This window comes from Parerythrobacter jejuensis, assembly GCF_039536765.1.
In the GTDB taxonomy this organism is placed as follows: Bacteria; Pseudomonadota; Alphaproteobacteria; order Sphingomonadales; family Sphingomonadaceae; genus Parerythrobacter; species Parerythrobacter jejuensis.
This window is the reverse complement of the sequence record NZ_BAAAZF010000001.1, coordinates 218,473-238,915: the sequence shown is the minus strand read 5'-3', so window position 1 is coordinate 238,915 and position 20,443 is coordinate 218,473. Positions and strand designations below refer to the sequence as shown.

Sequence of the window (20,443 nt, the reverse complement as noted above, 5' to 3'; positions counted from 1 at the left end):
TTACTCCGCCGCCTCCACTTCCCGCGTCTCCTCTAGCGTTGCGAGGAAGCGTTCGGCATCGAGAGCGGCCATGCAACCGACACCCGCAGCCGTTACCGCCTGACGGTAGGTGTGATCCATCACATCACCGGCCGCGAATACACCCGGTATGGAAGTCTTGGGCGTGCCCGGCTCAACCAGCAAATAGCCCGTCTCGTCCATCGGCAACTTGCCCTTGAACAACTCGGTCGCCGGGGCATGGCCAATCGCCACGAATGCGCCATCGACTTCCAGCGTCGATCTCTCGCCCGTCTGGGTGTCTATGAGGACAAGATGGCTCAATGACCCATCATCCCCCGCCTCGAAACTCTCGACGGTCTTGTTCCACAAGGTGCTGATCTTGTCGGATTTGAAGAGCCTCTCTTGCAGGATCTTCTCCGAACGCAGCTCGTCACGACGGTGGATCAACGTCACATCGTCAGAATGGTTGGTGAGATAGAGCGCCTCTTCGACAGCGGTGTTGCCCCCGCCGATCACGGCCACCTTCTTGCCGCGATAAAAGAACCCGTCGCACGTCGCACAGGCGCTGACACCCTTGCCACCAAGCTCCTGCTCGCCAGGAACGCCGAGCCACTTCGCCTGTGCACCGGTCGCAATCACCAGTACATCGCCAATATACTCGTCGCCGCTATCGCCAATCGCGCGGAAAGGGGAGCCATTCTCGATATCGACTTCCACGATCGTATCCCACATCATGCGGGTTCCGACATGTTCGGCCTGGGCCTGCATCTCTTCCATCAACCAGGGCCCCTGAACCACATCGCGAAAACCGGGGTAATTCTCGACATCGGTGGTGATGGTAAGCTGACCGCCAGGCTGAAGACCCTGTACTACAATCGGTTCCATCATGGCGCGCGCACCGTAGATGGCGGCGGAGTATCCCGCCGGGCCGGAGCCGATGATGAGCATTTTGGTGCGATGCGTAGCCATAGTCTGCAATTCCGTATCTGTGCGGGCCGGTCGGGCGCGCTAAGCGTCTCTTGTGATGGCGGGACCTTCGCCGGTCCAGCCGATCTGGTTACATTTCCACCAGATGCAAGCGCAGGGCCTTGCGGCCTTCTTCGTCAACGCCAAGCACGTCGTGCAGGAAAGCGTCGACCGATCCATGCGCATCGACCAGTGCTTTACGCGCGGCATGCAGGTAGCGGGCATCCACTCCCATGACGACCCGCACGGTCTCATCATCCACCGCGCCGTAGCGCGCGCGAATGGTCGGCGCACTTTGGGCTATGCGCGCATCCTGATCGCCGGCCTTATTGGTCAGCAAGAAATCTTCCATCGCGTCATCGGGATGCACTCCCAGGGCATGGTGGAGCAAGTCGACGGCCATACCGGTGCGATCCTTACCCGCATGGCAATGAACCAAGCTCGCCCCCTCCCCTTTGGCAAGCGCCGTAAAATAGCGCTTCAAGATCCAGATCAGGTTTTCGCGCTTTGGCAGGGTAGAATAGAGCTTCTCCATCGCTGAATGCGCGTCTTCCGCCGTCATCGCGCCGTCCAAGGCGCCCAGATGCGCCCCAAGCCCGGCCGTCTCACCATCGAAATGGAGTAGCTCGCCTGCAAAACCTCCCGGCAGCCGGACCGGGTGGCTTTCGCGTTCCCCATTGCCGCGAAGGTCGACGACATGCGCCAATGCCAAGGCATCAATTGCGGACAAATCGTCCGTGGTTGCTTCCGCATGATGGCCGGAGCGGAACAGCAGGTTGCGCCGCACAGTCCCTCCGTCACGCGTGGCGTAGCCGCCATAATCGCGGAAATTGTGAACTTGCTCGAGCGGAAGGACGCGTTCGTTTGCCATGACGGCCTAGTGGCACGGCGAATCCATCCCCGACAAGCGTTGGATCAGGTCTTGCAGGAGACTTCTGCCAAATCGCGCGTGAAGGCTTCTGTCCAATCCTGCACATTGTCATCCCGAACCGTCTGAATCATCGCATGATAGCGTCGCTTGCGCTCCTCCAGAGGCATGTCCAGGGCCAGTTTGATCGCATGGCTGACATCGTCCGGGCTATGCGGATTGACCAGAACAGCCTCGGGCATCTGCGCGGCAGCACCTGCAAAACGCGACAGGATTAGGACCCCGGGATCCTCAGGGTCCTGCGCGGCAAGATACTCCTTGGCGACCAAGTTCATCCCGTCCCGCAGCGGCGTCACCAATCCGATCTTGCAGGCCCGGAAAAAACCGAACAATTCACCATGGCTATACCCGCGATTGACGTAGCGGATCGGAACAAGATCGACTTCCGACCGCGCTCCGTTGATCTGTCCGGTCTTCTGTTCGAGTGTTTCGCGTATTTGTTGATAACTTTGTACGTCTTCACGGCTGGGCGGCGCGATCTGGATGTAGACAAGGTCGCGAACCCGTTCGGAATGCTGGTCAAAAAAGCGTCCGATACCGTCGATCCGCTCTGGCAAGCCCTTGGAATAATCCAACCGATCAACCCCGATCATGGCGGTCCGGTTGCGGGTGGATTCAATCAGTCTCTGTTCGGCTACTTTGGCCTCTTCACTATCGCCCTGGGCCTGGAAATGGTCCCAATCGATCCCGATCGGATAGGCTTTGGCCCGGACCGTGCGCCCTTCGTAGGAAATCAAGCCAGTCGCTTCATCAACATCCGCGCCCAGTTCCTTGGTGCAATAGTGGAGGAAGCTCTCCAGCCATTCCTGTGTCTGGAAGCCGATCACGTCATAGTGCAGCATGGTTTTCACCAGCCGCTCATGAAAAGGCAGCGACACGAACAACCGTGTTGGAGGCCACGGGATGTGGAGAAAGAACCCGATCCGGTTCTTCAACCCGCGAGACCGGAGCCGTTCGCCCAATGGGAGCAGATGATAATCATGCACCCAAACCAGATCATCGCTTTCAATCAGCGGCGTGACGCATTCGGCGAAACGTTCGTTGACCCGCTCGTAACTGATGCCGGTTTCGCGTTCATATTCCGTAAGATCGAGCCGGTAATGGAACAGCGGCCACAGCGTCGAATTGGCGTAGCCATTGTAATATTCATCGATATCGCGAGCCGAGAGATCGATCGTGGCGGTTGTCACCCCTTCACTGCGTTGCAGATTGATATTGCCGGTACGGTCTTCACTCTCCTGTCCAGACCAGCCGAACCATATCCCACCGAACTTCTTCAACGCGGAATTGAGCGCCCCGGCCAACCCGCCTTGCGCACCCGCGGCACCTCTAGCCTTGGGTACCGCTACGCGGTTCGAGATCACAACCAGTCGGCTCAACGTACCTCACTCCAGGGCCTTGAAAGAAGCCCTGCACAATTGATTATACCTACCAGCGAGTAGGTTTGCGGGAAGTTCCCCCACAGCTCGCCTGATTCCCAGTCGAGATCCTCGCTCAGCATGCCCGAACCGGTCCGATGGCCCAGCATGGTAGAGAACAAACCCCTCGCCTCGTCACTGCGTCCGGCGAGATGCAAGGCTTCAATCAACCAGAACGTGCAGACATTGAAGGCTGTTTCGGGAGCGCCGAAATCATCTTCGGTCGCATAGCGCAGCATATGCTCGCCGCGCCGCAGTTCTTTCTCGATCGCAGCGAAGGTGGACTGGAAGCGCGGATCGTCGGGCTTGAGAAAGCGGAGATCGATCATCTGCAGCAGGCTTGCATCAAGGTAATCGGTTTCAAAACTCGCCTTGTAGTGCCCCGAATTGCCGTTGCTATCACCCTCTACCCAGGCCTCGGCCTCGATCTTCGTGCGGATTGCCTCCGCGCGATCCTGCCACAATTTGGCACGATCCGGCTTGCCGATTAACTCCGCGGTGCCGGCCAGGCGATCACAGGCGGCCCAGCTCATTACGGCAGAATAGGTATGAACTTCCTGCCTTGTGCGGAATTCCCACAAACCGGCATCGGGCTGGTCATGCATCTTCCACGCCATCTCGCCCACTTCCTCAAGACTTTCGAAGTCCCGATCATCGGCAATCCGAAGTAAGCGGCGGTCAAAGAAACCCTGCACAGTTGGCATCACGATCTGGCCGTAACAGTCATGCTGTATCTGCTTGTAGGCCGCATTGCCGCGCCGCACCGGGCCCATACCGCGATAGCCAGCGAGGTACGCAGCCGTCGTCTCATCCAGCTCGCTTTCGCCCATCACCGAATAGAGCGGCTGGATGTGCCCGCCTTTGGCGCTGTCGACAATATTACGGAGATATCCGAGATACTTCTCGAGCACATCCAGCGCACCAAGCCGATTGAGAGCCTGAACCGTGTAATAGGAATCGCGGATCCAGCAGTAACGATAGTCCCAGTTACGTTCGGAATGTGCCGCCTCCGGGATCGAGGTCGTCAGCGCAGCAACAATCGCACCGGTTTCCTCATGTTGGCACAGTTTGAGGGTTATGGCGCAGCGGATCACCTCGTCCTGCCATTCAAACGGAGTTGCCAGCCCACGCACCCAGGTCTGCCAGTACTTGCGGGTGGATTGCTCCATCCGGCGGATTTCCTCGCGCAGGTTACCCGAAAATGGCTCGTCAGGCCCAAGGAAGAAATGTGTATCCCCCTCAATCCGGAAGGTGCGGCTTTCGAGCACATAGCCGACTGGGGCATCGGTGCTGAGCCGCAAGCCCTGTTGCCCCACCAAATAGCGGATGTGGTTCGTCCCGTTTGTGGTCTCGACAGGCTGTGCGCCATAATTCTTCATTGGACGCAAGACGACCCGGATCCGTGGATTGCCGGCCACTGGGCGGACAATGCGGCCAAAGGCGACCGGTCGATACATGCGGCCGTTGCCTTCGTAACGTGGACAGAAATCGAGCACTTCAACGGCGCTTCCGTCCTCCGCCTCAAGCCGTGTGACAAGTATCGGTGTATTGCGGATATATTCCTGAGTGGCCGAGACTTGGCCTTCCAGTTCGAACCGCCAAATGCCCGCGCCGCGGTTGCTGTCGTTGAGCAATGAGCAGAAAACCGGATCACCGTCGACCCGTGGGACACAGCCCCACACGATCGCCCCGGTGCGATCGATCAAGCCGGACACCTGGCAATTGCCGATAGGCCAAAGTTCGAGATCGGAAGTCACAGGTTCAGCCATGTATGGACGTCTTTCACGGTATCGAGATGGTAAGAGGCGTTATTCGAGGGGCGTTCGCCAACAGCGATGCCAAAGCCGCCGTGCTCAACCGCAGCAGCCATGCCATCGTCATCAGTGACATCGTCGCCAACGAAGATCGGCGTACAGGAGGAGAATTCAGCCTGCTGCATCAGCAAATGCACCGCCCCACCCTTGTCGGCCCCGGGCCATACTAGTTCGACGACACACTTGCCAGATTTGGCGGAGAGATCATGGGCTTGCGCCAGATCATTCGCGAACCCGCGAACTTGCTCCTCGAGTTCGGGCTTGGTTCGATAATGCAAGGCGCCGCCATGTGCCTTGCGCTCGTATAGCAGGTTATGATCACGCGCGAAGCTCGAGAGTCTGGCAGTGACTTCGTCCGGCAATGCCTGCGCCTGCCGCAAGACAGCGCCCTCTGCAGTCAACACATGCGCACCATGAGAGCCGGCGCGAAACATAGCGCGAGACCCTAGAAACTGCTCCAGATTGTCGATCCCCCTGCCCGTCACAACTGCGAGGCGTCCTTCCAAGCGACGGCTCAAGCTTTCTAGCTTCTGCCCCAGGTCATCGGCCACGCTGATCGCGTCCGGATTGCTGGCGATATCCACCAAAGTACCGTCAAAATCGAGGAATAGCGCAGGCCGCTCGATACCAAGAAGCGGGGTCGGTGCTGGCAAGGTGCTGCGCTGCAACATGGGGCTAGGCATAGCGGCTCGGCACAACTGCGCAAGCGCGATGTCCCGGCATATGTATTCAGGTGAAATCAGCCCGGGTCCGTTCGCCGAGTAATCTGGTCCCACAGGCCCTGGCCACCCCACTCAAGCGTTTGAGCCCCTAGTCGCGCACTCCAATAGGCATCATTCCCGCCTTCACTACGCCAGCCCATCATCCGGCGAGTGAGTTCATGCAAGGGATAGTCTTGGGTAAAGCCGATCGCACCATGAACCTGATGCGCAAGCGCTGCCCCGACCTTGATCGCAATATTTGATCGCAGTTTCGCCGCGCCAATTTCGAAACGCGCATCTCCGCCATGACCGAAGCGATCCAGCGCAGCAGCGGCGCCCTGGGCTGCACAATTCGCAGCCGCCGCTTCCACAGCCAGCAATGCAATGCTTTGCTGGACGGATTGGAATTTTGACAGGGGCCGGCCGAATTGCTCGCGTTGCCCGGTATGTTCAATGGCAAGCTCCAGCGCTGCATCCAATGCGCCAGCTGTCTGGCAAACTCGCAGGAACGCGATCAGACCGAACAGGTCCGCCTCAATGCCTAGAGGGACAGCACGATCCCAATCATACGCTACCATGTCACGCGGTTCGCCTGCAGGGCTTTCACCAGCTGACACTTCCCCGCTCACAAGCAAGATTTGCCCGTCCCTTTCGACGAGCACATCGCCCGCTTCACGCCCCCAAGGGATGGAAGATTCACCAGCCAATAGGGTCAGTGCATCTGCATGCCTTCCCGCATCGTGCAACAGGCGAGCAGCAAGGATATGCTCGCCCAGGGGCCATGCGAGCGCATGCTTTCCTGCTAACCGCATCACGGTCGCCAGATCGCCCCAATCACCGCCAAACCCTTCGCTGCTTTCCGGAACGAGGAGCAAGCCAAAGCCTGCTTCCCCGATTTGGGTTTGAAAGGTGTCAAATTCACCACCGCGCAGGCCCGCAAAAAGGCCATCTGCCATTTCGGCAAGCTGTTCCCGGTTCTCGCTCATCTGAGGCCCAATCCGCGGGCGATAATCCCGCGCAAGATTTCCCGCGTACCACCACGCAAAGAAAAGCTGGGCGAAACTTGGAGCAGCGTCGCCAACAGCCGTGACAGATCGGAACCATCCGCCAAATCCGCATCGAGTACAGCCTGGATCGCCAGAGGCATTTCCTGTTCAAACGTGTTGCCCAGATCCTTGACGATCGACGCTTCGACCACCGGATCGACACCACTGGCGAGCTTGGCCGCGACAGACATAGACATCTGGCGCAGGGTCCACATTTCAGAGACAAGCCGGCCAATGGTGGCCGTCACTTCTGCAGATGCATCCGGTCCGAGGCTATCGATCACGGCAGCCAGCAAAGCGTGACTGGAAAGGTACCGCTCAGGGCCCGAACGTTCTAGCGCCAGTTCCGCGGTCGCCTGCTTCCAGCCTTCACCCTCTTTCCCTACCAAAGCACCATGCGGAACCAACACGTCGTCAAAGAACACCTCGTTGAAATGGTGGGTCCCGAACATGTCGATGATCGGCCTGATCGTTATGCCAGGCAGGTCGAGATCGATCAGGAACTGGCTAAGCCCCGATTGGCGCTCACTGCTCTCTTCGCTGCGCATCAATGCCAGCATGGCGTGGCTGATGTGCGCGCCGGTAGTCCAGACTTTTTGCCCGCTGAGCACCCAGCCTGCATCGGTCTTGCGCGCTGAAGACCGGACGGAGGCAAGATCGGAACCAGAACCAGGTTCACTTAGCCCGATACAGGCATACATCGTTCCGGCAGCGAAGCCGGGCAGGTATTTCTCTCGCTGCTCCTCGGTGCCGTAACGCAGCAACAGTGGCCCGGTTTGACGATCGGCGATCCAATGCGCGCCGACGGGAGCGCCTGCCGCCAACAGCTCTTCCAACACGATATAGCGCTCAAGCGGAAGACGCTCATGCCCACCATACTGGCTGGGCCAGAGCATGCCGAGGTAACCCGCCGCCCCAAGCGCTTGTGAGAATGCGGGATCAAATTCGGTCCAGCAATTGGCTCTCAGCACCGGATCCTTGTCAGGCTGATGCTGAGCGAGGAATGCCCGCAAGTCCGATCTGATCGACTGCGCGTTTTCCGGAGCTTCGAAAGGATGGACAGCAAATGTTTGCACGCCTGCACTGATGCGCAAAAGTGGCAGCTTGCGCAAGCCACTGGCGCTTACCAAAAGTGCTGGTAGGGTCTCGCCAAATGCAGTGAGGAGAGAGTGAATGGGTGATTTCGTCAAGCTGGAAACGCGCGGAAAAATCGCGATCATGACGCTCAACAGCCCGGAAACACTCAACGCTATCGGCACCCAGGAAGACTGCGAAGACGTTATCGCCGCGCTTCACGCGATAGGCGAGGATAGCAATATCTCCTGCGCTATCCTGACCGGTAGCGGCAAAGGCTTCAGCGCTGGTGGGAACATCAAGGCGATGAAGGAAAAGTCGGGCATTGGCCCGCGCGGCAAGCCTGATGAAACCCGCAGCAATTATCGCCGCGGGGTCCAGCGGATCACCCGCGCATTCATGGATTGCGAAGTCCCTTTGATCGCCGCTGTGAACGGCCATGCTGTGGGTCTGGGATGTGATCTTGCCTGCCTGTGCGACATTCGTGTCGCCGCAGAAAGCGCGAAGTTCTCAGCCAGCTTCATCAAGGTCGGCATCGTGCCCGGCGATGGCGGGGCATGGTCGCTCCAGCGGGTCGTCGGCTACTCCCAAGCGGCAGAAATGTTTCTGACCGGAGACCGCTATTCGGCACAGGAAGCCAAGAGCTTCGGGTTGGTCGGACGCGTTGTGCCCGACGGGGACCTGCTCGATACCTCCATCGAAATTGCCGAGCGCATTGCGGCAAACCCCGCACGGGCTCTAAGGCTCACCAAACGCTTGCTGCGGGAGGCGCAGCACAGCCGGATGTCCGACATACTCGAGCTTTCTGCAGCCTATCAGGCACTCGCCCATACTACCGACGATCACGGCGAGGCGGTCGATTCCTTCCTCGAAAAGCGACCGCCCAATTTCACCGGCGGCTAGGCCCGCCCGCTAGCCTAGCTCGAACACATTGTCGTCCGAGTTCCGATCAATGTATTTGTTGTACGGATCGATACCGACAAAGGTGGGTTCCTTGTCGGTCACGACGCGGATTTCCTGCTTGCCCGATGTGATGGCCTTCCGCTCCATCGACAGGACATTCGCGCTATCAAAAGCACCAAGTCCTGGCCGGGCGGTAAACGCACCGATTTCGATCTGGTCGGCAAGCGGGCTTTCAGTCTCCTTGCCCTGGCCATCGGCATAGAACTTGGTGGCCTCGACCGTCATCACCGTCTCCCAACTCCCATCCGGCAGCTCTTTGGTCTCGGCCTCGTCGACCTTGAGGTCGTAGAGCGTGATCTTGCGCAGTAGGTCTTCGACCAGTTGGCGCTCCTGGTCATTGCGGGCAAGGCTCATGAAGCCATCAACAAGATCGGTGGAGATGGCGTATGGAGGTCCTTTGAACCGATAGCGATCCAGCAGTTCGGACAGCATCGCATTGACCCTGGTTTCGCCAAGCCGGTCTTGCAGCAGATACATGACCACCGCGCCTTTACGGTAATGAATGTATCCCTGGTTCTCGACCTTCTCGAGCGGCAGCTCTTCAATCGCCTCGCTACCGCGTGAGGTCAGGTAATTGTCCAGCTCGTATTTGAGGAACCGGCGCATTTGGTCCTCGCCATAAATCTCTTTCATCACCATCATCGCGGAATACTGCGCCATAGTTTCGACCATGATCGTGCCGCCCTGCTGGTTTGCACTGATCAACTGGTGCGCCCAGTACTGGTGGGCCACCTCGTGTGCGACGACATAGGTCACCGCATCGATATCACCTTCGTCGGCATAGTCGGCAACGAAGCCGATGCTCTCCGAATAGGGCATGGTCCCGGCAAATGCCTGCGCGAAGCTGGCATAGCCCGGAAACTCAATGATGCGCGCATGCGGGAACTGGTATGGACCGAAATTGGCGCGATAGTAATCGAGCGACGATCCCAGGGCATCCAACATCCGTTCAACATTGGTGTCGTGCGTAGTGTGATAATAGACCTGTAACTCGACACCGTTGGAATCGCGTTTGGCGATCTCATAATCGGCTGACTGGATTGAGAAGAAGGCCAGGATCGGCGTATCCGACACGAAGCGCGCGGTGCGACGACCATTTTCGACCGTATCCGAAACACGCACACCTGGTGCAATGGGGGTCTGCCCGGCATCGGTCGTGACGGTTATATCGGCCGTGACCCATTCCGCGCCAACATAGTTCTGATCGCGAGAGGCTTCGTCGCCCAACGGGGCCGGACGCAGTTCCGGAGGAAGATCATATTTCCGCCGGGTTGCGCGGTCCTGCAACAGGCCGGACCGGTTCATTCCGATTTGCGGAGCAAACTCTGCACTGTTGAGAAACGTGCCGTTGCGAACCAATCGCGTGTCGTTGCCGCTAGCGCGCAGTCCGCGTTGCCAGCGCTGCGTCTTGAAAGTCAGTTCACTCGTCGCTCCGGGAGCCAAGGGTTCGTCGAAGCGATAGATACGGTACTTGAATTCCTCGTCATCGCTTTCAAGCGTCGCACCGGCAACCTGGATATCGAGCACTTCCACGTCGGCATCCTGCAAGCGCACATGCAGCGTTTCGATGGTTTCATCGGTATCATTGAAAATGGCGTAGCGACCGCTGGCCTCCATCCGCGTCTCTTGCGGCCACAGTTCCACGTCAATCGACATGTCGGTCACTGTTGGCTGGATGATCCCGTCATATTTGAGATATTTCTTCTCGTACGCAGCCAGCTGCGCTTCGTTGTCATCACTGGTACGATATTGCTCAACCCGGTTCATCTGGTTGAACAGGAACGATCCGGAGCCAACCACTGCCAATATGCCTGCCGCCAATACGGCACCGGCTGGGGACTTCAGCCTTGCCGGAACACGCTTGACGCGCGGCATCAGTGCAGTGTCGGTTCCCCGCCTCCACATAAGATGCGCCAACACGGCCAAAACGAGAGCAAAGGCGCCCCAATAAAGCCGAAGCCACCAGCCCAGAGCATTGCCAACGGCATTGCCATTCAGGTCCGAAATCGGGTTCCCGCCAGTCGAACCGTAGAGGTAGAGCGGATGCTCGAAGCCGAGGTTTGAAAGCACCGTCGTGGCGACGATGTAGACTACCATGATGCCCCAGCCGACATATTTGTTGGGACTAAGCGCCTGCACGAATACGGCCAGAATCGCGAGGATCAGCATGTCGATCGTCAGCGGGAGCATGTACCAGCTGAAGTACTTGGCGGCCTCCGGCGTCACACCCCGTGCAGACTGGATCAGCATGGCTGAGATAATGCTGACTGCGAGTGCGGCAAACAGAACAACCGCCACGGCGATCGTCTTGGGCACCATATAGCTCCACCCGGGAACCGAGGTAGAATCGATGATCTCGTGCATCTTGCGATCACGATCGCGCCAGACGAGCTCACCTGCATAGTAGATCGCGATTATGATCGGGATCAGCGTGAAACCGCCCTGCAAAATCGGAATGACCGCAAAAGTGAGGGGCCGTGCTGGTGTGCCATAGAGCTGGTTACCCAGGAACAAGGCGCCGCTGGTGTTGAACAATCCGATCAGCAGCAGAACGAAGAAAGCCGGGTGCTTGACCACCTGCGCGACTTCGAACCGTGTACGCGTCACCAGCCTGATCCAGGCGCTCTTTTCCGGTTCAAGTGCCGGCAAGCTATCAACTGTCTGCGCCGCAACGCCGGAGAGTTTGGCAGCCTTCTTGGCTTGCCTGCGCAGCTTCCGCTTCGACGCACCTTTTTCTGCAAAGCTGAAGCGCAAGTATGCCAACACCAGCATCGCCAGCGCGAAACCGGTCCAGATAATGCGATTGTAGAGCAGGCCACCCTCCAGCGCGGGGACAAGCGTATTTGCCTCCGACGCGGTCCAATATCGGGTAGCATTGGATAGGGCGCCCAGGCCGAAAGGCTCGAACAGGGCTGCGGTATCCTGCAAATCCGGACGGCCTTGCACTGCTGCGATCAGGATGGTCCACAGGACCAAAAATACGACCACCGCGATGTAGGTATACATCATCGATCGCGTCATGGTGGCAACAGCGAAGAACAGCGCCGAGACCATAAACATGCCAGGCAAAGCGAAGACGAAATAGGCGCTGGCGTAGTACGAAAGATGGTTGGGACCGATAGTCTCGGAGTCCACCCATGGCATGAGCGAGCCGAGCCATATTGCGAGGGGAACCGTCGCAAACGCAACCGCTGCGGCCAGAAACGCGCCTGTAAATCGCCCGAGCAGATAGTCGAATTTTCTCACCTGCGTGGATCGGACCATCGGCCCGAAACCGCTGTCATCATCACGTACGATCACATTGGCGACGAAGGCAGTCGAGACGAACATGAAAAACAGCGTCAGCACCAGATGCGTCTGGATGATCGCCAATGGTGCGTTGGCGTTGATATTGCCGCCACCACCAATCTGGATGTCGTCACTGGTTGCCGCCCCGAAGGTCAGCAGGAAGAAGATAATTGCCGCCACCCAGAACACCGGGTTGCGGAACTGGTAACGCAGCTCGAAGAGCGCAATCTTGCCAAACATGGTCGCGCCCTCCCTTATGCCGCTTCGGCGGAAACGGGGCGACGCGTGGCGCTCAGGGTCGAGAAATAGACATCCTCCAGCCCGCCATCGACTGCAGCGAAGCCATCGGTCGGATCCTTGTCCGACTGGATATGGACAATCGTGTTGCCCGCAAACAGGCGCGTCGAAATCACTTCATATTTCTCGCGATAGGCATCCAGCTCTGCGCGGGCGATGGTTTTCGCCCAGATGCTGCCGCGTGATCGCTCGATCAGTTCCTTGGGGGCGCCTTCCAGCTTGATCGAGCCCTCTACAATGACAGCCATGCGAGGGCACAGGTCCGCCACGTCTTCAACGATATGGGTGGACAGGATCACGACGACATTCTCGCCGATCTCCGCCAGCAGGTTGAGGAAGCGATTGCGTTCTTCGGGATCCAGGCCTGCCGTAGGTTCGTCGACAATGATCAGATCAGGATTCCCGATCAGCGCCTGCGCAATCCCGAACCGTTGGCGCATTCCGCCGGAGAAACCTGCAATGGCTTTCTTGCGCACATCCCAAAGGTTGACCTGGTCGAGCAGGGTTTCGACAGTGTCCTTGCGATCCTTGGATGATGCTACACCCTTCAGTACCGCCATGTGGTCCAACATATCGTAGGCCGAAACGCGCGGATAGACTCCGAAATCCTGAGGCAAATAGCCGAGCCGTTTGCGAAGCTCCTCCGGCTGGTCGAGAATGTCGAGACCATCAAACGAGATGCTGCCCGATGTCGGTGTTTGCAATGTTGCGACAGTGCGCATGAGGGTCGATTTGCCGGCGCCATTGGGGCCTAGCAGCCCGTACATACCCTTGGGAATGCTCAGTGTTACGTCATCCAGTGCCCGCGTCCCATTCGAATAGACATGCGTCACATTCTGCAATTCCAACATAACCACACTCCCTGTTTCATTTGAAACTATGAAGGTGTGTTGGGGAAGTAAAGCAGCCTCCCCGATTGTTCTGCGAATAACAACCGCGCGCCGACGAATGACCAATTCAGCCCTTAGAGACACGACGCGCAATACCGCCTATCGTACCCGTTGTCGCGATCGACGTTCAGTCCGATATGGAACCCATGCAGCAGCGATTATTAGTCTGGTTTGATGGCGAATGCCCGCTCTGCCGGCGCGAGATCTCTTTCATGCGTAGGCTCGACCGTAGCAGCAACATCCATTTCATTGATGTCGCCACGGCAGGAGAAAGCGCCTGCCCCATTGATCGGGCCGATCTGCTCGCTCGCTTCCATGCCAAAGAAGACGGCACACTGCTATCCGGGGCAGCAGCGTTCGCGGCGATGTGGCGCCACATCCCGCTCTTGAAACCGCTTGGCCATATTTTCAGACTGCGCCCAGCTCTGTGGGTGCTCGAAAGGCTCTACCGCGCGTTTCTTCGCATTCGGCCAAAGATACAAGGCATTCTCGGCTAGCCAATCTGGTAAGAAACGGCATCGATTTATGGAAATTGGTAGCGGAGGAGGGACTTGAACCCCCGACACGCGGATTATGATTCCGCTGCTCTAACCACCTGAGCTACTCCGCCCCGAAAGGCTCCACGCTGGCCAGATAGCTGCGTGGCAGGCGGCGCTATTAGGGCGGCGCTGCCATAGGGTCAACACCTGCTTTCAGGCTCTGGCCTGACCACGAAAGGAAAAGTCTCGCACAAGGTCCCAGGGCCCACCGCAATAGCGGTGCAGCTCCAGCCCGCGAAAGGTGAATGCGCGCGGTATGATCTGCGATTCCAGCTCAGCTTGCAACGCCTTGGCAACCTTGCTGGTGACCTTGTTCTGGATCGTTACATGCAGGCGCGGCCTATGCTGGTCCTGACTTGTCAGCATGCCGTGAAAATGGTCCGCGATCCCGTCGCGCAAATGCAGGATCCCGTCGCTCTCCAGCTTGAGCGCGGTACCGCCACCCAGCGACATCAACCCGGTCAGGCGTGCGTCGACCGGCGCAAATTCCCTGGCGACGTCCTTCAACACATCACGCACCTCGTCCTCGCACTGCGATGGCAGAGCGTGGAACAGCGTCACATGCGCCTCGAGATAGTTTCGTTCTGGCGGGAAATAGGCCGTGCGCAAAGCCGTCGCCCAGCGGTGCATGTCCTTCGGCAATTGGGCCGTCAGAATGAGCGGATAGCCGCTCTGCCCCGTGCTCACATTTCGCCCCGCTGGCGGCGCAGTTCGTACCACTCCTCGACATTGGCATTATGCTCTTCGAGTGTGTCAGCGAATTTGTGACCGCCCGTACCGTCTGCCACCATGTAAATCGCGCTGGTCCTGGCCGGATTGAGCACGGCGGCGATGGCTTCCCGGCCCGGATTGGTAATCGGCCCCTCGGGCAGACCGGTCCGGGTATAGGTATTGTAACCATTGATCGCCGCAATCTCCGATTGGCGGATGCGTCGACCAAGCGGTTTGCCCTTGGTGATAGGGTAGATGATCGTAGGGTCAGCCTGGAGCAGCATCCCGCGCTTGACCCGGTTGGAATAGAGCCCCGCAACCATCTCGCGCTCACTGCCAATGCCGGTTTCCTTCTCCACGACAGAGGCAAGAATGACCGCGTCCTGGATATTATCGACAGCTGTATCAGGCCCCCGCTTGGGCCATGCCTCGGCCAGGTAATTGCGCATCGCAGCCTGCATCCGCGCCAAGACCGCGGTGCGATCTTCGCCACGCTCGAAAGAATAGGTGTCCGGCAGGACACTGCCTTCTACCGGGACCGGAATTTCACCGGTCAGCAATTCCTCCGCCATCAGTCGCTCGAAGACCATGATTGAGGGCATGCCTTCGGGTATGGTGACAAAGCGATTGATGGTTTCGCCCGACTGAAACGCTCGGAGTATGGAAGAGGGGCTGGCCCCCGCCGTCAGAGCAAATTCACCAGCCTGGATCGGGTCCCCCCCCCCCAGAATTTTTGCGCGCAACAAGAAGGCATCAGCTGAGGCAATGATGCCTTCCTCTTCCAGCTTATTGGCAACTGCCGTCAGTGTCGATCCTGACGGGACAATGAAGGTCTTGTCCTCTTCGAGTTCGCTCGAACCGTACCAGCCGGACACAAACCATGCGCCGCCCGCCAATAGCGCCAAGAGAACGGCCGCGAGGAGGCAGCCGAGACGTTTCATCAATCGTCGACCTTCTTCATCACCAGCGAGGCATTGGTGCCGCCAAAGCCGAAGCTGTTGTTCAGCACGGCGCGCACTTGACGCTTCTTGGCCTTGAGCGGGACCAAATCGACACCCTCGGTGCCCTCGTCCGGCGTATTCAGATTGAGCGTTGGCGGCACGATTTGGTCACGGATGGCGAGCAGGCAGAAAATCGCTTCGACTGCACCCGCTCCGCCCAGCAAGTGACCGATGGCAGACTTGGTAGAACTCATCGATGCGCCACCAAGATCATCGCCCAGCACTCTCTTAACCGATGCCAGCTCAATCGTGTCGGCCATGGTCGAGGTGCCGTGCGCATTGACATAGTCGACCATGTCAGCGTCGATACCGGCCTTCTTCAATGCCATTTCCATCGCCAGCTGCGCGCCCAGGCCTTCGGGATGAGGTGCAGTGACGTGATAGGCGTCGCCTGAGAGGCCATAGCCCACGACTTCACCATAGATCGTCGCGCCACGTGCTTTGGCGTGCTCATATTCTTCCAGAACCACGACACCTGCGCCCTCTCCCATGACAAAACCGTCGCGCTCCTTGTCATATGGGCGGCTCGCCTCGGTCGGTCGATCGTTCATGCTCATATTGAGCGCGCGAGCCTGGGCAAATCCGGCGATACCGATAGGACAAATCGTCGCCTCAGCACCACCCGCCAGCATAATATCGGCATCATCGTCGCGGATCATACGTGCGGCATCACCAATGGAGTGCGCACCGGTGGAGCACGCGGTCACGACAGCGTGATTCGGCCCCATCAAGCCATATTTGATCGAGACCTGACCCGAAATCAGGTTGATAAGGCGCCCGTGCACGAAGTGCGGGCTGACCCGGCCAGGCCCACGGTTGGCGAGGACCAGGGACTCGCTCTCGATACCGGGCAACCCACCAATGCCGGACCCGATCGAGCAACCGGCCCGCCGCTTCTGTTCGTCCGTCATGTCTTCCAGCCCGGCATCTTCCAATGCCTGGCCCGCAGCATCAATGCCGAATACGATGAAGGGATCGACCTGACGCTGGATCTTGTGATCCACCCGCTTGTCCGCATCAAAGCCCCACGGATGATCCTTGGGCTTCACTTCACAGGCAATCGTGCATTTCTGGTCGCTAGTGTCGAACTTGGTGATCTGGCCGGCACCGCTTTCTCCAGCGATCAGGTTCTTCCACGACGTCTCGACGTCGCCGCCCAGAGGGGTGACAAGGCCAAGTCCGGTGACAACTACGCGGCGCATGCAATTCTCCGAAAAATCAGTCTAGCTGAATATGCAACAGGCCCGGCCCTCGAAGGGTCGGGCCTGTCAGGCCCCGCTGCCATGGGCAGACGGGGAAAAGCGTGAAGAGCGATTAGCCCTTGTGCTCTTCGATATACTTCGTGGCGTCGCCAACTGTGCTGATTTTCTCAGCCGCATCGTCGGGGATTTCCACACCGAATTCTTCTTCGAAGGCCATCACCAGCTCGACGATGTCGAGGCTGTCTGCGCCCAGATCATCAATGAAGCTGGCTTCCTGGGTGACCTTGTCACCTTCGACGCCGAGATGCTCGACAACAATTTTCTGCACGCGGTCAGCAGTATCGCTCATATTCATCCCTCTATTTGGTGGGGTTATTAGATTGGCTTTCGCCCTAATGAACGCAAGGGGCATGTGCAAGAGCCGTAGCGGCTTTGTGCAAACATGGGCCCGAGCAGCAATTCTCCTGAGATCTATGCCCCGTAGCGCGAGGCAACCTGTTGTAGCCCCAATTCCCGTTGCCTGATTCTCTCAAGGCCTGAGGCAGATTGCGTCTTGGAAGAATCAATCTGAAGTGCCTGATTATAATACCGTTCCGCAGCATCAAAATCATTTGCAGACTCGGCGCACAGGCCCAGATTGAAGATCAGTGAAACATGGTCTCCGATCGTCGGCTCTAGCGCCGAGAACGCATCACATGCAGCAGTCACATTGCGTTTTGTCATGCGCACAGCATCACGGAAAGAACGCCCTGCATCACGATCCATGCCCTTGCGGGATTCGAGCAAGCGGATGGCTTCGGAGCGTTCAACCGGCGCAATGGCATACCGCAAACTGTCTGCAATCTCGTTCACTGCTTCGCGGATCATAGGCATTGGCGAGGGTTGGTCCTCGTCGGCGCAGTATCTTTTTTCACGGGTGACCCTGCGATCCTGCGAATGAAGCAATTCTCCGTCCACCGAAATCAGCCGCAAGGACGGCCTGACCGACACCAACAAGCGTTCGCACGGCACCTCTTCCTTGCGTCGCTGGACACATTTGCGATGCTCGTCCCGCTCGACACATTGGCTCACGGTCTTCGAAGAGCTGCGTTCGACATCGATGTCCGTGATCACGGCGCCGCGCAATGCAGCATCGGCATCACGTGCGACACTGGCCGGAAGTATCCTGAAATAGGGCGTGCCATCAATCGAAACACCGCGCAGGCGATCACCCACCGTTATCGAAAGGCTACCGCCCTCCTCCCCGCCAAATTGTTCGATTGCAATCGAGTCGAGCACCGCAGCACGCGCATTTGGCGCGGGGTAAATCCCGGATACTGTCATGGTCTCTGCAGCCACCGGTGCGGCAAAGGCCAAGGAAGCAATTGCACCGGTGCCAAAAATTCGCCGTTTCAGTCGCATCTGAATCTGTCCCCAATCCGTAAGAATTATCGACCCGACTGGATTGTGCCTCGTCTAAAGCTGCGCGGCATCTTTTGGCATGACAATGACCACGACACGGCGGTTTTGCAATCACCACTCTGCAGTCGTATTCGTTTCGATCGGCTCGGCTTCGCCCAAGGCCTCTTTGACGCAAGCTGGCCCTCGTCAGGAGCACAAAGCTCCACAACCCGTTTCTTGCATGGGTGAGTTTCTTGGCAGCCGCCTACTGGCCCTCGCCTTCCTTCTTAGGCGGTTCGACCGTGCGAATGTGGACATCGCGCAGGGCCCGCGCTGGCACCTGTGATGGTGCGCCCATCATCAGGTCCTGTGCCTTCTGATTGAGCGGGAACGCGATCACTTCACGAATATTCGGCTCGTCAGCGAGCAGCATGACAATCCGGTCAATTCCCGGTGCAGAACCACCATGCGGCGGCGCCCCCAGCTTGAATGCCTCGATCATGCCCGAGAATTCGCGATCAACGGTTTCCTTGTCGTAGCCCGCGATTTCGAAGGCCTTGTACATGATATCCGGCCGGTGGTTCCGGATCGCGCCTGAACTCAATTCGTAACCGTTGCACACAATGTCATATTGCCAGGCGAGGATTTCAAGCGGGTCTTCATTTTCCAGCGCTTCCATCTCGCCCTGCGGCATGGAGAACGGGTTATGGCTGAAGTCGACCTTCTTCGCTTCTTCGTCATACTCGAACATCGGGAAGTCGACGATCCAGCAGAATTTGAAGCAGCCTTCTTCGATCAGCTCCAACAACTCGCCAACGCGTGTCCGGGCGGCTCCAGCGAGCTTCGCTGCATCCTTATCCTTACCTGCTGCGAAGAACAGTCCATCATTTTCGCCAAGGCCCAGCTCGTCATAGAGCTTTGCCATGTTCTCAGGGCCGTGATTCTTGGCGATTGGGCCGCCAAATTCACCGCCCTTGCGCGTAACGTAGCCAAGTCCGGCAAAACCTTCCCTGCGCGCCCAGTCATTCATCTCGTCGAAAAACTTGCGGCTCTTCTCATTGGTGTTTGGTGCTGGAATCACGCGGACACATCCACCAGTGCCGACAATCTTCTCGAACAAGCCAAACCCTGAAGTCTGGAAGTGATCTGTCACATCGCTGATCACCAGTGGATTGCGTAGGTCCGGCTTGTCACTGCCATATTTCAGCATCGCTTCGGCATAGGGAATGCGAGGGAATTCGCCGGACGGCGTAACACTTTTGCCATTGGCAAACTCCTCGAATACCCCCGCGAGGACAGGCTCGATAGCCTGGAACACATCTTCCTGTGTTGCGAAGCTCATTTCGAAGTCGAGCTGGTAAAATTCCGGGCTCCGGTCGGCACGTAGATCTTCGTCGCGAAAGCATGGGGCAATCTGGAAATAGCGGTCAAAGCCAGCCACCATCAGAAGCTGCTTGAACATCTGGGGTGCCTGCGGGAGCGCGTAGAAAGTGCCTGGATGCAGCCGGCTTGGCACAATGTAATCACGCGCGCCTTCGGGGCTGGAAGCCGCTAGAATTGGCGTCTGGATTTCGTTGAAATCCTGTTCGATCATACGCTTGCGGATTGAACTGATAACCTGGCTCCGCAGCATGATGTTGCGGTGCATCGTTTCGCGTCGCAGATCGACAAAACGATATTTGAGGCGGATATCTTCGGGGTAGTCCTGCTCGCCTGCAACTGGCAGGGGCAGCTCTTCCGCTTTGCTCTGCACGGTCACAGAGCGCGCGAACACTTCGATCTCGCCAGTAGGGAGGTTGGCGTTAACCGCCTCTGCATCGCGCGCCTTCACATCGCCATCGATGGTTACCACGCTTTCCAGTTTCAGGGCGTCTAGGATCGGCAGCGCGGGCGAATCCTCATCGGCGACCACTTGCGTGATGCCATAATGGTCGCGGAGATCGACAAACAGCACTCCGCCATGGTCGCGCTTGCGGTGGATCCAGCCCGAAAGGCGGACTGTTTCGCCGACTTTTTCCTTCGTCAGCTGTGCACAGTTGTGGGTACGATAGGCGTGCATCTAAAATCTTTCCATTTTCGGAGCTATAGGGCTAAGGGCGCGCTCGTTCGCAACAGGGTTGCAAAATCAGCATCGCCCTAGCCGGAATTTGCGCGCGCTAACAGGGGAAGCCGGCGGCTTTGTCAAGTCGGCGGCCTGACTGGGATTACTCCCGAGAGGCGGCACT

At 58.2% G+C, this 20,443-nt stretch carries 17 protein-coding genes and 1 tRNA gene; 2 read left to right on the top strand and 16 right to left on the bottom strand.

All coding sequences use genetic code 11. The annotated features are described in order from the left end of the window. The 7 genes from trxB to ABD653_RS01115 form a co-directional block, all read right to left on the bottom strand. The gene (gene trxB / locus ABD653_RS01145; RefSeq protein WP_160779467.1) at positions 1-969 is read right to left on the bottom strand and encodes a thioredoxin-disulfide reductase; all 969 of its coding nucleotides are present in this window, start codon (positions 967-969) and stop codon (positions 1-3) included. An 88-nt stretch (positions 970-1,057) separates the two neighbouring features. Then, positions 1,058-1,837, bottom strand: coding sequence for a tyrosine-protein phosphatase (locus ABD653_RS01140; RefSeq protein ID WP_160779466.1), 780 nt, complete (start codon positions 1,835-1,837; stop codon positions 1,058-1,060). A 44-nt stretch (positions 1,838-1,881) separates the two neighbouring features. After that, entirely contained in the window at positions 1,882-3,273 is a 1,392-nt protein-coding gene (locus ABD653_RS01135) for an alpha,alpha-trehalose-phosphate synthase (UDP-forming) (RefSeq protein WP_160779465.1), read from the bottom strand. Further along, a complete protein-coding gene (locus tag ABD653_RS01130) occupies positions 3,270-5,081 on the bottom strand; it encodes a glycoside hydrolase family 15 protein (RefSeq protein ID WP_160779464.1) in 1,812 nt (603 codons plus the stop codon). Before ABD653_RS01130 ends, ABD653_RS01135 begins: the two co-directional genes overlap by 4 nt. After that, positions 5,066-5,797: a trehalose-phosphatase gene (gene otsB / locus ABD653_RS01125; RefSeq protein WP_160779463.1), complete on the bottom strand. Its 732-nt coding sequence runs from the start codon at positions 5,795-5,797 to the stop codon at positions 5,066-5,068. The genes ABD653_RS01130 and otsB overlap by 16 nt, the downstream gene beginning before the upstream one ends. 68 nt (positions 5,798-5,865) lie before the next feature. Continuing rightward, entirely contained in the window at positions 5,866-6,813 is a 948-nt protein-coding gene (locus ABD653_RS01120) for an acyl-CoA dehydrogenase family protein (RefSeq protein ID WP_160779462.1), read from the bottom strand. Then, the gene (locus tag ABD653_RS01115; RefSeq protein ID WP_160779461.1) at positions 6,810-7,949 is read right to left on the bottom strand and encodes an acyl-CoA dehydrogenase family protein; all 1,140 of its coding nucleotides are present in this window, start codon (positions 7,947-7,949) and stop codon (positions 6,810-6,812) included. Before ABD653_RS01115 ends, ABD653_RS01120 begins: the two co-directional genes overlap by 4 nt. A gap of 97 nt (positions 7,950-8,046) precedes the next feature. Here ABD653_RS01115 and ABD653_RS01110 point away from each other — a divergent pair, with 97 nt between their 5' ends. Continuing rightward, entirely contained in the window at positions 8,047-8,850 is an 804-nt protein-coding gene (locus ABD653_RS01110; protein ID WP_160779460.1) for a crotonase/enoyl-CoA hydratase family protein, read from the top strand. A 9-nt stretch (positions 8,851-8,859) separates the two neighbouring features. Here the strand turns inward: ABD653_RS01110 and ABD653_RS01105 are convergent, their stop codons facing one another. Both ABD653_RS01105 and ABD653_RS01100 read right to left on the bottom strand, forming a co-directional pair. After that, the gene (locus ABD653_RS01105) at positions 8,860-12,438 is read right to left on the bottom strand and encodes an ABC transporter permease/M1 family aminopeptidase (RefSeq protein ID WP_160779459.1); all 3,579 of its coding nucleotides are present in this window, start codon (positions 12,436-12,438) and stop codon (positions 8,860-8,862) included. Positions 12,439-12,452: 14 nt separating this feature from the next. After that, the gene (locus ABD653_RS01100) at positions 12,453-13,346 is read right to left on the bottom strand and encodes an ABC transporter ATP-binding protein (protein ID WP_160779458.1); all 894 of its coding nucleotides are present in this window, start codon (positions 13,344-13,346) and stop codon (positions 12,453-12,455) included. Between the two features lie 185 nt (positions 13,347-13,531). On the opposite strand from ABD653_RS01100, the gene ABD653_RS01095 reads away from it, so the two are divergent. Beyond that, positions 13,532-13,882 carry a thiol-disulfide oxidoreductase DCC family protein gene (locus tag ABD653_RS01095; protein ID WP_160780432.1) on the top strand — a complete coding sequence of 117 codons (351 nt, stop codon included), beginning with the start codon at positions 13,532-13,534 and terminating at the stop codon, positions 13,880-13,882. A 36-nt stretch (positions 13,883-13,918) separates the two neighbouring features. Here ABD653_RS01095 and ABD653_RS01090 read toward each other — a convergent pair. From ABD653_RS01090 to aspS, 7 genes are all read right to left on the bottom strand, one after another. After that, a tRNA-Met gene (locus ABD653_RS01090) sits at positions 13,919-13,995 on the bottom strand. Between the two features lie 82 nt (positions 13,996-14,077). Beyond that, positions 14,078-14,611 carry a 2'-5' RNA ligase family protein gene (locus ABD653_RS01085; RefSeq protein WP_325065397.1) on the bottom strand — a complete coding sequence of 178 codons (534 nt, stop codon included), beginning with the start codon at positions 14,609-14,611 and terminating at the stop codon, positions 14,078-14,080. After that, a complete protein-coding gene (mltG, locus tag ABD653_RS01080) occupies positions 14,608-15,576 on the bottom strand; it encodes an endolytic transglycosylase MltG (RefSeq protein ID WP_160779457.1) in 969 nt (322 codons plus the stop codon). Before mltG ends, ABD653_RS01085 begins: the two co-directional genes overlap by 4 nt. Further along, positions 15,576-16,838: a beta-ketoacyl-ACP synthase II gene (gene fabF / locus ABD653_RS01075; RefSeq protein WP_160779456.1), complete on the bottom strand. Its 1,263-nt coding sequence runs from the start codon at positions 16,836-16,838 to the stop codon at positions 15,576-15,578. Before fabF ends, mltG begins: the two co-directional genes overlap by 1 nt. A gap of 112 nt (positions 16,839-16,950) precedes the next feature. Continuing rightward, positions 16,951-17,187: an acyl carrier protein gene (locus tag ABD653_RS01070; RefSeq protein WP_160779455.1), complete on the bottom strand. Its 237-nt coding sequence runs from the start codon at positions 17,185-17,187 to the stop codon at positions 16,951-16,953. A 122-nt stretch (positions 17,188-17,309) separates the two neighbouring features. Continuing rightward, positions 17,310-18,239 (bottom strand): tetratricopeptide repeat protein, encoded by a 930-nt coding sequence (locus tag ABD653_RS01065; RefSeq protein WP_160779454.1) that lies wholly within the window; start codon positions 18,237-18,239, stop codon positions 17,310-17,312. A 244-nt stretch (positions 18,240-18,483) separates the two neighbouring features. After that, positions 18,484-20,277, bottom strand: coding sequence for an aspartate--tRNA ligase (gene aspS / locus ABD653_RS01060; protein WP_160779453.1), 1,794 nt, complete (start codon positions 20,275-20,277; stop codon positions 18,484-18,486). Between the last annotated feature and the right edge of the window lie 166 nt (positions 20,278-20,443).